Below are 13,117 nucleotides of genomic sequence, written 5' to 3'. Positions count from 1 at the left end.
ATCGGGTGTCGGGTGTCGGGTGTCGGGTGTCGGGTGTCGGGTGTCGCAGCATATGGCCGCGCTTCGCGGAGGGCAACCCTCATCGAGCATCAAGACACACTCAATTTGACGTGTGATGACATACCCTGCCGAAACACGCGTGCGATCGACGATGAAAATAGCCGCCCGCGTCCATGACGGAGCCGGCAGCGCCGATCCTGCCGCTGACGAAGCCCGCGGCGCTGACGTGCCGTTGATAAAACATACGGCGCTGGCGTTTCCATGACGAAGCCGTGGCGCTAATACGCCCGGCGGCGGAGAGGCGGACCTGAGACTTCCGCCCCTCCACGCGACGCTTAGTGTGAGTGGTGGTTGGCGTTGCCGCCCGCGTCCATGATGGCGCCGGCAGCGCCGATCCTGCCGCTGACGAAGCCCGCGGCGCTGGCGTGCCGTTGATAAAACTTACGGCGCTGGCGTTTCCCTGACGAAGCCGTGGCGCTAACACGCCCGGCGGCGGAGAGGCGGACCTGAGACTTCCGCCCCTCCACGCGACGCTTAGTGTGAGTGGTGGTTAGAGTTGCCGCCCGCGTCCATGACGGAGCCGGTGGCGCTGACGTTGCCGTTGACGGTGACGTTGCCCTGGATAGTCGCCGCCGTACCGACCATGTCGCCCTGATAGGTGAGCTTCCCCTGCACCAGCACATTGCCGGTGAAGGTTGTGTCGGGCGAGTCGACGGTAGCGCGCGGTGTTTTCACCACCACATCCGCCTGCGTTTCGATGACGATGTGCTGAATACCGCCATTGACCGTCAACGTGTGCGTCGCGCGATCGTAATAGAACGCCGCGCCGTCCGAGTAGGTGCATCCCCTGGCCTGCGCGTTATTGACCGGCGGCGTGTCGACGCTGGAGTAAATTGCGCCGAGGATCACGCCATCTTCCCCGTTGTCGTCCAGCAGCACCCGCACCTGTTCGCCGACATCCGGCAGCCAATAGTCCTTGTTGTTCTGCGTGTTGCGCTGCAACACCTCCAGCCAGGCGGTGCGCAAGTTATCGCATTCCGGCAGCCGCACACGGGCGCGCACGCCCGCGGCATCCACGGCACTCACCGTGCCGACGCGTAAAGATGTCATGATCCGCTTTCCTTGTGGGTAGGTTGAGTTGTATGGCCATCGCGGCGAGAGCGCGGCAGCACGTTGGCCTGACCGGCGGTCGTGTTGCGAGCGCCCAGTGAGACCGCATCGCAGGTGATCTCGTCGCTAGTTATCGCGATACGCCCTCTTTTTTCGTGGTTGGCGTCGCGGAGACAGACGGAAAGCCTGTCGAACCTGCTCGCCGCCTCTGCGCGAGCGCCCTGGGTGACCGCCCTGCGGGCGGAGTTGTGGCGGGTTCTCATCATGACGCGCCCTCTTTTTTCGTGGTTTGCGTCGTGCTGCCGTCGGGGTGATAGACCGACAGCGTAGAGGATTGCCCGGTCGTCGCCTGGCGAGCGCCCTTGGTAACCGGACCGCGGACAATCTCTAGTTCGCTGACGTAACCGCCGTCGCGCGTGAGCGAATGCCGTACCTGATTCAGCAACCAGTCGCCGGAAAAGCGGCCGAAACCGCTCAGCGAAATCTTGTTGCCGGCGACCAGCGAGGTGGCGCCCATCAGCGTCAGCTGCCCGCTCTCCTGCTGTTCATTGTGCTGATCCAGCGCCGCGGTGGCCTTCACCTCCGCCGTGTCCTTATTGGTCGTGCGGCTGTTGACGTTCAGCGTATCCGCGCTGGTCGCGCTGTCATCGGTGGACTGCGTCCCGTCGGCCTTGTAGGTCACCAACTGCTTCTTCGCCGGGTCTTGATGCTTGATCTTCGCCCCATCGTATACGCGGTTGATGGTGTCGCGCATCGAGAAGCTGGCGACGTCGTTGCGGGTGAGCGTCTTCACCGGCTCCTGGCTGCGCAGCGCGCCGAGATGCGAGAAAATCAGCTGGGTGTTGGTCACCTTGACCGCGTAGCCGTACTCGCTGGCCAACCGTCGCAAAAAAGCGACATCGGTTTCCGCGTACTGCGTGATGCGGTCAAACGTAATCGGCGCGATGCTGCCCACCAGCGCCAGCTTATGTTTTTTGGCGATGCGGTTGGCGATCGCCGCCAGCGTCGTGCCCTCAAATCCCCGGCTGGACTTAGTGCGCAGCGCGGTTTTGACCGAGGTCGCCACCCCGCGCATCGACACCGTCGAGGGCGGCGAGCGCACTTCGATCTCGTCGATGCTGAAGGCGCCGCAGTCCCGCAGGGTGTCGCCGCGATAGCCGAGTTTGAGCGACAGGGTGTCGCCTTTTCCCGGATACCAGGCGTCTATCCAACGCCCGTCGGTGTCGTCCAGCTCCACTTCCAGCGTGTCCGACTCGTTTTTGATGCCGTCGGTGTAGGTCAGCCGCGTGACGTAAGGCGCGATATCGTTGGTGATATCTTTTTGCAGATACCACAGCGTGAAAATCGGCTGCGGCACCTCGCGGTTGGCCGCCGACGCGGCCGGTTGAGCAATTAACGTAGCCACGGCGGCGTCTCCTCCGTCAGCACGACGTCAGCCTGTTCAATCACCGGGATCGACAGCATGATGCCGGAAGCCAGCACAGGCGTGACGGCCACGTGCGGATTGGCGGCGATGATGCGGTCATAGCCCAGCGGATCGCCGTAGTAACGGTAGGCCAACGCGTCCCAGCGCTCGCCCTGCGTGGTGATGTGCTCGATAAACATCAAATCCTCCTCGTCGTGATAGCGGCGGTCAGCGAACTGACGACCGGCGCGACTTTCTCCAGCGTGTCGCTGGCGGCGCTGAGCTGCGTGGCGACCACGTCCAGCGCAGGCGACAGGTCGTCGAGGGTACTGACGTTAATCCCCGACAACGCCTTGTGGGCGCTCTTCACAAAGGTAATGGCCTGATCCGCCGCCTTCGCCACCCGGTTCACTTCCGGGAAGGTCGCGGTGACCGCCGCCAGCGCCGGCACGGCTTTCTGCAACGGTTCGACGGCGGTGCCGATCTGGGTGAGCAGCGTCGGTACCTGTCCCAGCGCCTGCGACGGATTGCTCTTCATCTTCTGCACCGTCTGCACCACCGCGGAGACGTTTTTCACCACCGATTGCGCGGTGCGGACGTAGCCCACCGCCGTGCGGATCGCGCTGGCGATGCCGGACGCGGCGGCCGTCGCCGTCGCCACCGTCTGGCTGTTCGGCACGCCGGTATTCACGGCGGGGGGCGCCAACGGATTTTTCGGGTCGCCGACATACTCGCGCAACGTCACTTCCGCCGTCAGCGCCAGCACGTTGCCCGACTTGTCGGTCTGCTGACTGGTGGCGCGCACCTGGGTCAGCACGAACCAGCCGCGATAGTCGCCGTTGCCGAAAACCAATGCCTGCGCCTGATGCGACCGCAGCAGAGTGCGCAGTCGCGCCAGCTCGACGTCCGGCGTACAGAACATCTGGTTGAACACCAGACTGATGCTGATCTCATCCAGCTTTTCGCCGATAAACTGCAGGCCCGGTTTGCCTTCAATGCGAGCGTGTTCGGCGTAATCCGCGCCGAACTGCGCTTCAAAGCCGTCCCAATAGGCGATCAGCTCGAATTCGATATCTCCCAATACGGCAAACATTATGCGTACCCCCGGCGTTGTTGCTGTTCCATCACCTTCTGCATCATTTTTTCCAGTTCATGCAGGCTCAGATTGAGCGCATTTTTAATCTCCGGCGTCGCCGTCGCGGGCTGGCCGTTAACATGGATGGTCGGCGCGAACGACAGCTTCAGCCCCTCGCCCGCGTTTGTCTTCGCGTTGGCGCTAGCGCCCGTCGCGGGCAACTGCGGCACATCGGCCTCGGTCTTGCGGGCCGGCGGCGGCGTCACCACGGTGTGTTCACGTTTGGTGATCGTTTTGTTCGAACTCTTGTCTTTGTCTTTGTCTTTGTCTTTGTCTTTGTCTTTGTCTTTGTCTTTGTTTTTGTCTTTGTTTTTGTCGTCGTCCTCCGCCTCATCGTTAAACCAGCGGCTAACGCTACTGCCCAGCCTCGATACTAAGCTTTTCAACTTCTCCCATTTCTCCGTGATGCCCGAGATTAACGAGCCGATCAGTTTGCTGCCGAACTCACTGAAGCTGCCGGGCAGCTCCACGCCGAAATAGCTCATAACCCCCGAGAACAGCTTGTAGAAAATGCCGAGCGGCGACCAATCCACGAGGATTTGGGTCAGGCGGCCGATGCCGCCGCTGAAATTCGTTTTCAGCCCCTCCCACAGCTCGGAGGCCCACTGGCTGAGCGAGCTGCCGAAACCGCTGAATACGGCTTTGACGCTCTCCCATTTTCTGCTGATGGCCGACGATAACGCGCCGATCAATTTGCCGCCCGCTTCGCTCAGGTTGCTCGGCAGGTTGATGTTGAAATAGCGAAGTACGGCGGCGAACAGCTTATAAATGATGCCGATTGGCGACCAGTTGAGCAGCAGTTTGCCCACGCCGCCGATGCCGCCGCGGAAGGCGTTTTTAATGTCTTCCCAACGCGCGCTGAACCAGTTGCTGATCGGCTCCCAGTAGCGGTAAATCAGGTAAGCCCCGACCGCGATGCCGGTAATCAGCAGGCCGATGGGCGTCATCAACAGCGCGCGGCCGAACACCATCACCGCGCGACCGGCGATCGACAGCCCGCGCCCCAGCGCGCCGCCGAAGCGCATGATGCCGGATTGCGCCACGGTCAGGCCGGATCGCACCCACCCCGAAACCGCGCGCATTCCGCCCATGATCGCCCGGCCGGCCGACGTCATCCCGTTCTTCAGCGCGCCCCCAAAACGGGAGGCGACGGACTGCACCCGCGTCAGGCCCGATTGCAGCAGGTCCAGCGCATTGCGCACCCCCTCAGTCACGGCTTTGAAGACGGAGAACGCCTGTCGGGCCACGACGACAGCCTGAATCAGGCCGGGATGCAATTGGAGCCAGCGGGAGAAGCCGTCCAACACCGGCATCACGGCGTCGCCGATCGCCATCAGCGCCGGCGCGAGCGCCTCGCCCACGCTGAGACTCATGTTATTGGTCGCCACCTGCATGTGCTGCCACTGGCCCTTCAGCGTATTGTTTTGCGCCGACGCATCGCGCGTGGTCGTCCCTTCCGCCTCCGGGCTGAGCATCGCCTGCTTGCTCTGCTGATAGCCGTTCCAGTTCTGACGCATGTTGAGCAGATGCGTCACCGCCTGGCTGTTGTCGAAGACCTTGGACAGCCCGGACTTCGCCATCAGGCGCTCCTGCGTGGACATGTCGCCTTTCGCCACGGCGGCCTGCCACTCCTGCTTGAATTTTTCGCCTTTGTCGTCAATCAGCCGTTGGCCGATCATCAGCGAGGCTTCGTAAGTGGAGAATCCTTGTTTGATGTAGTCCGCCATCGAGGCCTGATAGTTCACGCCCGCCGACGCATAGCGCTCGCCGATGTCGTTGCTGTTGACGGTGTCCAGCCACCCTTTGAGATTGGCGACAGCGGTGTCGTCGCTGCCCGACGCGGCTTTGCCGACCGCCAGACTGGAGACAATCTGGCTCAGCGCCTCGTCCCCGGTGATGCCATTCTGTTCGAAGCCGCGCGCCAGACCCGGCAGCGCCGACGACAGCGAGGCCATGTCGAGGTTGCCCGTTTTCGCGCCGGAGAGCATGTGGTCAAACGCGCCGGTGACGGCCTGTTTACCGTCAAACTTCATGGTATTGAAAGCCGCGCCCATGCGCGCCATCTCCTGAATATCCGCCTGCGTGGCCGCGGCGGCCGTGCCGACGATGCCCAGCAGATCTTTGCCCTGCATCGGGTCAACGCCGCCTTCGATCAGCGTCTCCAGCCCGGCCGTCAGGGTAGACTGCTGCTGATTCGTTTGTAGGGAGAACTCCCGCAGCGCGGCGGCAATCTGTTGTTCCTGCGAGTCGGACAACCCACCGCTGACGGTGATATTCCGCAGGCTGGCCTGCTGTTCCGCGTAGGCCTTGACCGCTTCCACGACGGGGGCCGCCGTCTCTTTGATGTCGGCGATGGACTCCGACAAGTTCGTGCTCGGCGCTTCACTCGGTTGGGACAGCTCTGCGTATTTTTCGGCGAGCGCTTGCAGCTGGGCTTGCTGCGAAATCAGGGTGTCCTGCATGCGTGCGACGTCGTTCATGCCGTCGTTGAGCCGGTGAAAGTAGCGGGCGCTCTGACTCGCGGCCTGCGCCATCGACTCCATCACCCGTACCTGCGACATCATCATGCGCTGATACGTCTGGTCGAATGACGCTATCGAACGGCGGAATTCCAGCAGCGACTGCCGAAACGCGGCGGCTCCGCTGGAGGATGCATCGAAGTTGGCCATAATCGTTCTATCCTTAAGCCAATGAAAAAAAGGGATCGCGAGAGGGATAAAGGTGCGCCCGGCCGGGCAGGAAGGGAAAACGACCGACGTTGGCCGCGGACTGTGAACGGCCCGCGCGGCGGCGACTAAGGCGGGGGTCGGACGGACGCGGAAGCCACCTTCCGTTTCGTCCGACGCCGCGCGGAGCGTGTCTTGGTATTCCCTCCTTCAGTCGCCGTGCTCACGTTTAATCTGGTCCCTGGCCATCTCCAGCCAGTCTTCCAACTCGTCGATCGTTAAGTTATTCAGCTCACTCGGCTGAAACCGAAACCACCTCGCCAGCAGCGCCTGTGCTTCCATCAGTCCCTTCGGACTTAGCCACGCCAGACAGTTTTTGAAATCGTTTGGACAGCTCCATGAAGTCGGCCAGATCCATTTCGTCCAGATCTTCCGGCACCATGTTGCTGGCGCGGGCCAGCAGCAGGCTGTCCCAGTCGGAGGCGTTGTCGGTCAGTTTCATGACCGCTTTCAGGTCCTTAGCCTTCAGGCGGCGCAGCGTCAGTTCAGTCAGACGCTCGCCGGCCGGCGTGGTGTAAGGAAACTGCAACAGGTACTTTTCGCTATCGGACATCGTGTGCTCCAGAGTGTGATTGGGGGCTAGCCGCAACGGCGGGTAGCCGATATTCGTGATAAAAGGTCGGCGTTTCACCGACGTTCGTGTTCGTTTGTCTGCTTTAGACGACCTGCGCATTCCGTGTGCCTTCGCCTATGGGCGACCGAGTCGAACGGCGCGTTCTGTCGCGCTTTCGTCGGTCGGCGTCGCCGCGCGGCAAAGAAAAAACCGGTAGTAATAAAAAGACCGGTCGGCGCAATCGTGCTGCTCGCCAAAACAGGTCGGTTCTCGGAAGAACCAGGGTGCCTGCCCGGCCAAAGCCGTGCGGCACATGTTTGCTTAGGACGGTCGGGCCGCCGTAAAGGCCCGCCGCGACCGTGGGTGTCGCCTGGTAGAGACGTCCGAAAAATTCGCTGTCGTTCCCAGGCGACGCGGCATTAGCCGCCGATATTGGTGCGGTAGTCGCTCAGTTGATCGACGCCGTTGACCATGAAGATGTTGGCCAGATAATCCAGCTCAAGGATGTCTTCGCCATCCATCACCTGTTTGACGTAGGTGCAGTTGAAGCTGGAGCTGAACTCCGCGTTCTCGTGCGGTTTGAAGGTGCCCAGCGGGTTCTTCTTAAACATCACGGTCAGGTAGGTGATCATCGGCACTTCGTCGACGCGGCCCTGCGCGGTGTAGCGTTCCACGCTGGAACGGCACTGCAAGGACAACGCGCTGTACGGATTGGCCGTGGCCAGCATCGCTTCGCGGTAGAAGGAGTTCCATTTGATCTCCCCTTCCAGCTTGTCGAACCCGGAAGGCAGTTCGATTTTGCCCACCATGCCGAGCGCTTTGTGCTCCTGCATGGTCATGCTGATGTCCGGCAGTTTGATTTCTTCCGCACGGCCCAGCAGATTCGATCCGTTCAAATAAATATTCGCATTGGTGATGCGATTGACTTCGATTTTAGCCATTAGCTATTCCCCTTCAGCGTCACCAGATATTCGGAGGTGATCTCGGATTCGTAAGACAGACGTTCCAGCGGCGGCGGCGGCGTGAACTTGTAGCTCAGCAGCACGTGGCCTGCGGCCAACTCGGTTTCTTCGTTGCGCGCGGCGTCGTACCAGCACTTGAAGCCCAACAGCGCGCCATTGCCGATCAGCGTACGGCCATAGGCGTTGACGGATTCGGTCAGCGCGTCGATCAGCGCCTGGCTAATCGGCTGGTCGATGAACTGGGTGCTGAAGTAGCGGATGGATTCGTTGATCACATCGGCGGTGCGACGCACGTTTTCGAAGTTGCGCATGTGGGTCACGGACGGCCAGGCCGCCTGACGGTTGCCCCACAGACGCAAGCCGCTGCCGTAGCTGTTGAACACCGTGGTGATGCCCTGTTCGTTCAGCAGGTTCACTTCGCAGTTCGGGTCGTCGATCATGGCTGACAGCTGGCGTTCCACGCCGGTGATGCCGGAGATCTCCTGGTTGGAGCTGCTCCACCAGTAGCCTTTCTCGTTGTCCACCTTGGCGCGCAGGCCGGCGGCGCGCTGAGACAGCGGCTCCAGACGTTCGCTGTTGGTGTTCGCGTCGTAGACTTTGACGTGCGGGTAGCACAGCTTCACGCGGTCAGAGCTGGTGTTGAAGTTGATGGTGCCAGTCGGTCCGCGGCCGCTGATGGCCTGCTGGAACGTGGTGCCGATCGGCGCATCGACATAGGCGACGGCGCCCAGTTTGTCGGCCAGAGAGACCAGTTCGGTCACGATGCTGGTCTGCGTGCAGTACACCGGCGCAATCAGGATCTTCGCGAAGAAGCCGAAGGCGTTGTAGGTGTCGTTCAGCAGTTTCATGCCGGTGCGGTTGCCCGCCTCGTTCACGCTGCCGATGATGTCGGCGGCGGTGACTTTCGTCGGGTCGGCGAAGTCGTAGCTGGCGATCACGGTGCTGCCGCTGTCGATGTTGGTGCCGACGCGGGTGATTTTCCCGGTCTGCGCATCCAGCGTGTAGTCCTGACCTTCCACGTACGGCTGAGCGTCGTCGCTCTTACGCAGCACCAGGTTGGAGACCACCGGGTTGACCAGCTGGGCGACGCCCGTGCTGTCGAACGTGACGGAGGCATTGCTGACCGAGGTCTTGTGTTTTACCGGGTCGAGCACGTTGATCACCAGCACCGTACCGGCGCCGTGGTCGTAAATGGCGTCCAGCGCCTGCGGGATGGTGAATCCGCTGACCTGCGAGCCGAACTGGGCCGCGTTGGTTTCCGACACGCACAGCGTGACGTCGTTGACCGGCCCCATGGGCGCGGTGCCGATCAGGCCGATGACCGCGGATTTAACGGTCTTAATCGGGCGAGCGCCGGTTTCGACCTCAACGGTTTCGACCCCATGCAGATAGTTAGCTGCCATGGTTTACCTCATTGTTAGTAGTGGTAGAAGCGCTGTTTTCCAACGGTTGCAGAAAGCCCAGAGCGACCAACGTTTTCACGTAATCATGCTCGGCGGGCAGTTCCACCTCATGCTGGGGAAACAGCAGCACTTCGGAGCCATCAGCCAGCGTGACGCCGCTGGTCGGGCCGTTGTAGCGGTATTTCATGTTTCGCTTTCCTTGTGAGTGACTTGTGTGAGTAATGGCCCGTCGGGCAGCGACGCGTCTTCGGTCTGCAGCGTTTCCGCGGTGAACCGGAGCGTGTAACGCCACAGTCCATCGCTGCTGCCCTTGCCGACGACCGTCTCTTTCTTCAGCCGGATTTTGCGGCTGCAATTCGGGAGCCGAAGCCCGCACAGCACGCGCCGCAGCGCGTCCAGTACGGTCAGCGCCCCGTTTTGTCCGCTGGATTCGCGGCACACGACGGTGGCGCGCAGCTTGACAAGCTGCGTTTGCAGCACGATCCCGCACTCCTCCGGCTTGCGAAACGCAGAGCCGGCGTAGCGCACCAGAATCGCGCCGTCAGGATGGCTGAGGACGTACTCAGCCGGTTTTCCGGGGAAAGATTCCACCTGCAAGCCGGGAAAGGCCTCGGCAATCCGGGCAACCACGGCATCAATCATCGGTGAGACGTCCATTACGCGTTCCCCCGCACGGCGCGGCGGCATAGGCCGTTCGTCGTCTGAGCGCCGCAGCGCTCAGATGCCGGAAGAGCGTCGCCGCGCCGCGCGGTACGCGTTGTGAACTGAACAAATTGAATCGACTGCATGACACCGTCCTGTTTTCGTAAACTGAGGTCAGTATCGCGGGAAAGGGGGCGCAGGGCTTTTAACCCTATTTAGAAACACATTGGACATCAATAAGTTGCAATCTTTCTCCGCATTGTGGTCCGCTGCGGTGCGCGCGCCACTGCGTCGCGGAGCCGGCAAGAAAGGCGATAATTCGTGGTATGAAGTTGAAGTTGAAGTTGGAGGTTTGGAAATGGGGAGTCTGGATTCGGAGGTTCGGGGTTCGGGGTTCGGGTTTGGCGATGGGCGATGGGCGTTGGGCGTTGGGCGTTGGAAGTTAACGGTTCGGATAGGAGAAAAGTGATCAATGGAAAGTGGCGGCAGCAGAATTTGAGATGTCGGGTACAGACGACAACCCCCGCGCTAAAGGCGACACCGATATCCCGCCGTCGGGTGCGGACGACAAAAGCCCGCGCAAAAGGCGACACCGATATCCCGCCGTCGGGTGCGGACGACAAAAGCCAGATAAACACATCGGGATTGGCTGCTGGGGAATAGCAACTCTGGAAGGAGAGGAGTGAGATCGCTGCGTCATAAAAGCGTCTCCGCCCTGAAGAGGACCCGCGAAGACGCTTGGTTTAGTCGTGCCAATATTTGGTGGGGTGGGCGATGCCGGGCAGGCTGTCGACCGTGTAGTCGACCAGATCCGCGCCAAGGCGGGTCAGGGTCACGGTTCCACTGCCGTACGGCTCCGGCTTGACCGAAATCGTATGGCTTTCGGTCAGATAGTCCAGCGCCCTACGCAATTCGGGCGCTGTGACATCGGGATATATCCCGCGAATCACCTCCAGCAGAAAAAACAAGCTGACGGGATACGGCCGCGCACGGCTTAGCATCACCAGGACATGCCAACGCATGGACTCCTGACGCAATCGAGACATCTCCACCGCTAGGTTCTCCCATGCTGTTGCACCAGCTCCAACTTGTTGTAAAGCGCGTCGAGCTTGGCTTCAATCACCGTCTGTCCGCGAATGTAGTCCTCGCGGCGCACATAGTTCAGCGGCAAATCGGCCTTGAACGCCATAAATTCGCGCTCCAGGCTATTGAGGTCGCCCATACTGGTTCTGAAACTGGTGTCCAGCGCCATAAATTGCTCGGCCTGACGCTTCTCCATTTGGGCAAAAAACATTTTCGCGACCGCGAAAACAAAGCCCATGAAGGAGAGAAGCAGACCAACCAGCGTCCAGAATTCAATCTCGACCTTCATTTTTCCAGCCCCGCGATATAGTCCAAAAGCCCATTCACCTGGGCGGCGAGCCGTTGATAGGCGGCGCCGATTTCAGTGGCGTGAGCGAGGAGATCGCGTTGGGCGACGCCGGAATCGCGTAGCCGGGGATCAACGGCGGCAGCGGCTCCGGACGCGCCGCTAACGCCGCGGACAGCGGCGGCGGCGTTTCCCGCATTGGCGGTGCGGGGAAACAGGCCGAAGGCGGCGTTGTACTGCTGCACGAAGCCAGCAGTAAACACGCACTCGATAGCGTGACTCTGGCCGCGTTCATCTTGCCAACGATGGGTAACATCATCAATTTTCCTTTGTAGCTGTTGATGGGTACGACGCAGGTCGGACACGGTGGCGAGATAGCGTTTTTCCGCCTCCGCCGCTGAAACAACCTGCTGTTGATAGCGCTGCTGCCAGACCGTCAGGGCCTGGTTATCTTCTTCGGCCTGCGCCAGCAGCGCCTGCTCGTGACGGTTTTTCAACTCGCTCAGCGCGAGTTCGCCGTCGCGGGCGGCCTGAGCGTGTCCGCGCGTATAGCCGTTGTCGTACAGGCCCCAGGCCAGCAGCAGCACGAGTGCGAAAGCGCCGAGCCAACGCCAGGGGATCAGATTAGTGAACACAGCTGGCGTCTCCCCATGTCGAATAGCGCGGCGCCAGCTCCTTCAGGATGCGCTGCGGATAGTGGCGATTTTCGCGGAAGTTGGCCGCGCTGCGGCCCGCGTTGACGTTTTCGACGTGGGAGAACCAGCGCTGGCCGTTCAGCCCGCGCTTCTCCGCCAGACGCCGGTCACGCTGCACCCAGCCGAGTCCGCCGTTGTAGGCCGATAGCGTCATCGCCATACGTTCGCAGGCGCTGTCGCCGCTTAAACGTTCCCACAGCCAGCGGTCGTACTGCGTGAGCGCCCGGATGGCCCAGCTTGGATTAAAGGGTTGATTAGTCTTGAGTTCGGGCATGATGCCGCTGAACCAGTCGGCGGTGGCGGGCATAAACTGCGCCAGCCCCTGCGCGCCGACGGGCGACACGGCCTGCGGATTCCAGCCGCTCTCCTGATGCAGTTGGGCGGCGAGGTCGGCCACCGGGGCTGACAACCCCCACTCTAGCCGGGCACTGCGGATCAGCTCGCTGCGATAGCGCTGCGCGGCGGCAGGCACCTTGTCGTCGGCATGAGCGAAACGCGGCACTCCGCCCCACGACGCCAGCAGCAGCGCGGACATCAGCAGGCCCACGGTTTGTGGCGACAGCATGATTACAACCCCGTCGCCACAGACAGACACACGGCCGCGACGATGATCGCGCGGCGCAGCAGTACGGCGGCAAAGATCAGTTCACAGCCGGCCCGCACCGGATAATGCCCGCGCGCCATCTGCTCCGGATCGTGCTCCAGATACTGCCCCAGCGAGGCTTTCGGGAACAACGAACGATCCAGCCAGTAGCCCAGCACCGCCGCCAGCGTAATCAGCGAGATCTTGTAGATCACCACCGACAGTTGCTGCGGCGATACCAGCGCAATCAGCCCGAGCAGCAACACCGCCGTCAGTTGCCAGCCCAACAATCGTTCCAGCCGCATGATGCGGCGTTTTTTACTTTGCATAACAGTCTCCTTGAGAAGTGAAATGCACACAGCATTACGGAGACGATCGGGGGGTGATTGTAAACGAGATTATAGCGTCCACTGCCTTGCAAGCCGCGTGGCTCAAGGGCTGGCGCTTATTTAAGCGGGGAAAAATGCGACAGAGGATTCAATGCAGCGCAGCGGGAAACGCGCAGAGTGCGGCCCGCCGCCAAAAGGCGACACT

At 61.4% G+C, this 13,117-nt stretch carries 17 protein-coding genes; all 17 read right to left on the bottom strand.

Translation table 11 applies throughout. From position 1 onward, the window contains the following. Positions 1-335: 335 nt before the first annotated feature. Positions 336-527, bottom strand: a complete 192-nt coding sequence (locus tag AU511_RS17335; protein WP_139829401.1) for a hypothetical protein — start codon at positions 525-527, stop codon at positions 336-338. A 7-nt stretch (positions 528-534) separates the two neighbouring features. Further along, positions 535-1,110, bottom strand: coding sequence for a phage baseplate assembly protein V (locus tag AU511_RS15765; RefSeq protein WP_094102133.1), 576 nt, complete (start codon positions 1,108-1,110; stop codon positions 535-537). Positions 1,111-1,372: 262 nt separating this feature from the next. Continuing rightward, complete coding sequence (locus AU511_RS15755; RefSeq protein WP_094102135.1) at positions 1,373-2,515, bottom strand: phage late control D family protein; 1,143 nt, start codon at positions 2,513-2,515, stop codon at positions 1,373-1,375. Further along, complete coding sequence (locus tag AU511_RS15750) at positions 2,503-2,715, bottom strand: tail protein X (RefSeq protein WP_094102136.1); 213 nt, start codon at positions 2,713-2,715, stop codon at positions 2,503-2,505. Before AU511_RS15750 ends, AU511_RS15755 begins: the two co-directional genes overlap by 13 nt. Next, on the bottom strand, positions 2,715-3,608 hold the full coding sequence (locus AU511_RS15745) for a phage tail protein (RefSeq protein ID WP_094110246.1): 894 nt from the start codon (positions 3,606-3,608) through the stop codon (positions 2,715-2,717). Before AU511_RS15745 ends, AU511_RS15750 begins: the two co-directional genes overlap by 1 nt. Further along, positions 3,608-6,319: a phage tail tape measure protein gene (locus tag AU511_RS15740; RefSeq protein WP_094110245.1), complete on the bottom strand. Its 2,712-nt coding sequence runs from the start codon at positions 6,317-6,319 to the stop codon at positions 3,608-3,610. The genes AU511_RS15745 and AU511_RS15740 overlap by 1 nt, the downstream gene beginning before the upstream one ends. Before the next feature lie 207 nt (positions 6,320-6,526). Beyond that, positions 6,527-6,658 (bottom strand): GpE family phage tail protein, encoded by a 132-nt coding sequence (locus AU511_RS15735; protein WP_071999740.1) that lies wholly within the window; start codon positions 6,656-6,658, stop codon positions 6,527-6,529. Further along, a complete protein-coding gene (locus AU511_RS15730; protein ID WP_420843465.1) occupies positions 6,609-7,007 on the bottom strand; it encodes a phage tail assembly protein in 399 nt (132 codons plus the stop codon). The genes AU511_RS15735 and AU511_RS15730 overlap by 50 nt, the downstream gene beginning before the upstream one ends. 341 nt (positions 7,008-7,348) lie before the next feature. After that, positions 7,349-7,870, bottom strand: a complete 522-nt coding sequence (locus AU511_RS15725; protein ID WP_094102140.1) for a phage major tail tube protein — start codon at positions 7,868-7,870, stop codon at positions 7,349-7,351. Continuing rightward, entirely contained in the window at positions 7,870-9,294 is a 1,425-nt protein-coding gene (locus AU511_RS15720; protein ID WP_094102141.1) for a phage tail sheath subtilisin-like domain-containing protein, read from the bottom strand. Before AU511_RS15720 ends, AU511_RS15725 begins: the two co-directional genes overlap by 1 nt. Then, complete coding sequence (locus AU511_RS15715) at positions 9,284-9,481, bottom strand: hypothetical protein (RefSeq protein ID WP_094102142.1); 198 nt, start codon at positions 9,479-9,481, stop codon at positions 9,284-9,286. Before AU511_RS15715 ends, AU511_RS15720 begins: the two co-directional genes overlap by 11 nt. Next, positions 9,478-9,936, bottom strand: coding sequence for a Gp37 family protein (locus AU511_RS15710; RefSeq protein ID WP_240503865.1), 459 nt, complete (start codon positions 9,934-9,936; stop codon positions 9,478-9,480). Before AU511_RS15710 ends, AU511_RS15715 begins: the two co-directional genes overlap by 4 nt. 743 nt (positions 9,937-10,679) lie before the next feature. After that, positions 10,680-10,988, bottom strand: coding sequence for a hypothetical protein (locus AU511_RS15705; protein WP_420843464.1), 309 nt, complete (start codon positions 10,986-10,988; stop codon positions 10,680-10,682). Positions 10,989-10,990: 2 nt separating this feature from the next. Next, a complete protein-coding gene (locus AU511_RS15700; protein WP_094110244.1) occupies positions 10,991-11,308 on the bottom strand; it encodes a hypothetical protein in 318 nt (105 codons plus the stop codon). Then, positions 11,305-11,940 (bottom strand): hypothetical protein, encoded by a 636-nt coding sequence (locus AU511_RS15695; protein WP_094110243.1) that lies wholly within the window; start codon positions 11,938-11,940, stop codon positions 11,305-11,307. Before AU511_RS15695 ends, AU511_RS15700 begins: the two co-directional genes overlap by 4 nt. Then, a complete protein-coding gene (locus AU511_RS15690; RefSeq protein ID WP_240503866.1) occupies positions 11,930-12,535 on the bottom strand; it encodes a transglycosylase SLT domain-containing protein in 606 nt (201 codons plus the stop codon). The genes AU511_RS15695 and AU511_RS15690 overlap by 11 nt, the downstream gene beginning before the upstream one ends. Before the next feature lie 32 nt (positions 12,536-12,567). Beyond that, on the bottom strand, positions 12,568-12,912 hold the full coding sequence (locus AU511_RS15685) for a putative holin (RefSeq protein WP_094102146.1): 345 nt from the start codon (positions 12,910-12,912) through the stop codon (positions 12,568-12,570). Between the last annotated feature and the right edge of the window lie 205 nt (positions 12,913-13,117).

Origin of the sequence: Lonsdalea iberica (assembly GCF_002111585.1) — a bacterium.
GTDB classification, from domain to species: domain Bacteria; phylum Pseudomonadota; class Gammaproteobacteria; order Enterobacterales; family Enterobacteriaceae; genus Lonsdalea; species Lonsdalea iberica.
Note: the sequence above shows the minus strand (reverse complement) of the source record. Positions and strands in the feature narration are given on the sequence as shown.

What these genes read in the sequence shown, in the direction of transcription:
- AU511_RS15685 (WP_094102146.1), bottom strand. Translation starts at nt 12,912, where the DNA reads ATGCAAAGTAAAAAACGCCGCATCATGCGGCTGGAACGATTGTTGGGC.
- AU511_RS15740 (WP_094110245.1), bottom strand. Translation starts at nt 6,319, where the DNA reads ATGGCCAACTTCGATGCATCCTCCAGCGGAGCCGCCGCGTTTCGGCAG.
- AU511_RS15750 (WP_094102136.1), bottom strand. Translation starts at nt 2,715, where the DNA reads ATGTTTATCGAGCACATCACCACGCAGGGCGAGCGCTGGGACGCGTTG.
- AU511_RS15735 (WP_071999740.1), bottom strand. Translation starts at nt 6,658, where the DNA reads ATGGAAGCACAGGCGCTGCTGGCGAGGTGGTTTCGGTTTCAGCCGAGT.
- AU511_RS15765 (WP_094102133.1), bottom strand. Translation starts at nt 1,110, where the DNA reads ATGACATCTTTACGCGTCGGCACGGTGAGTGCCGTGGATGCCGCGGGC.
- AU511_RS15720 (WP_094102141.1), bottom strand. Translation starts at nt 9,294, where the DNA reads ATGGCAGCTAACTATCTGCATGGGGTCGAAACCGTTGAGGTCGAAACC.
- AU511_RS15690 (WP_240503866.1), bottom strand. Translation starts at nt 12,535, where the DNA reads ATGTCCGCGCTGCTGCTGGCGTCGTGGGGCGGAGTGCCGCGTTTCGCT.
- AU511_RS15725 (WP_094102140.1), bottom strand. Translation starts at nt 7,870, where the DNA reads ATGGCTAAAATCGAAGTCAATCGCATCACCAATGCGAATATTTATTTG.
- AU511_RS15745 (WP_094110246.1), bottom strand. Translation starts at nt 3,608, where the DNA reads ATGTTTGCCGTATTGGGAGATATCGAATTCGAGCTGATCGCCTATTGG.
- AU511_RS15715 (WP_094102142.1), bottom strand. Translation starts at nt 9,481, where the DNA reads ATGAAATACCGCTACAACGGCCCGACCAGCGGCGTCACGCTGGCTGAT.
- AU511_RS15700 (WP_094110244.1), bottom strand. Translation starts at nt 11,308, where the DNA reads ATGAAGGTCGAGATTGAATTCTGGACGCTGGTTGGTCTGCTTCTCTCC.
- AU511_RS15710 (WP_240503865.1), bottom strand. Translation starts at nt 9,936, where the DNA reads ATGATTGATGCCGTGGTTGCCCGGATTGCCGAGGCCTTTCCCGGCTTG.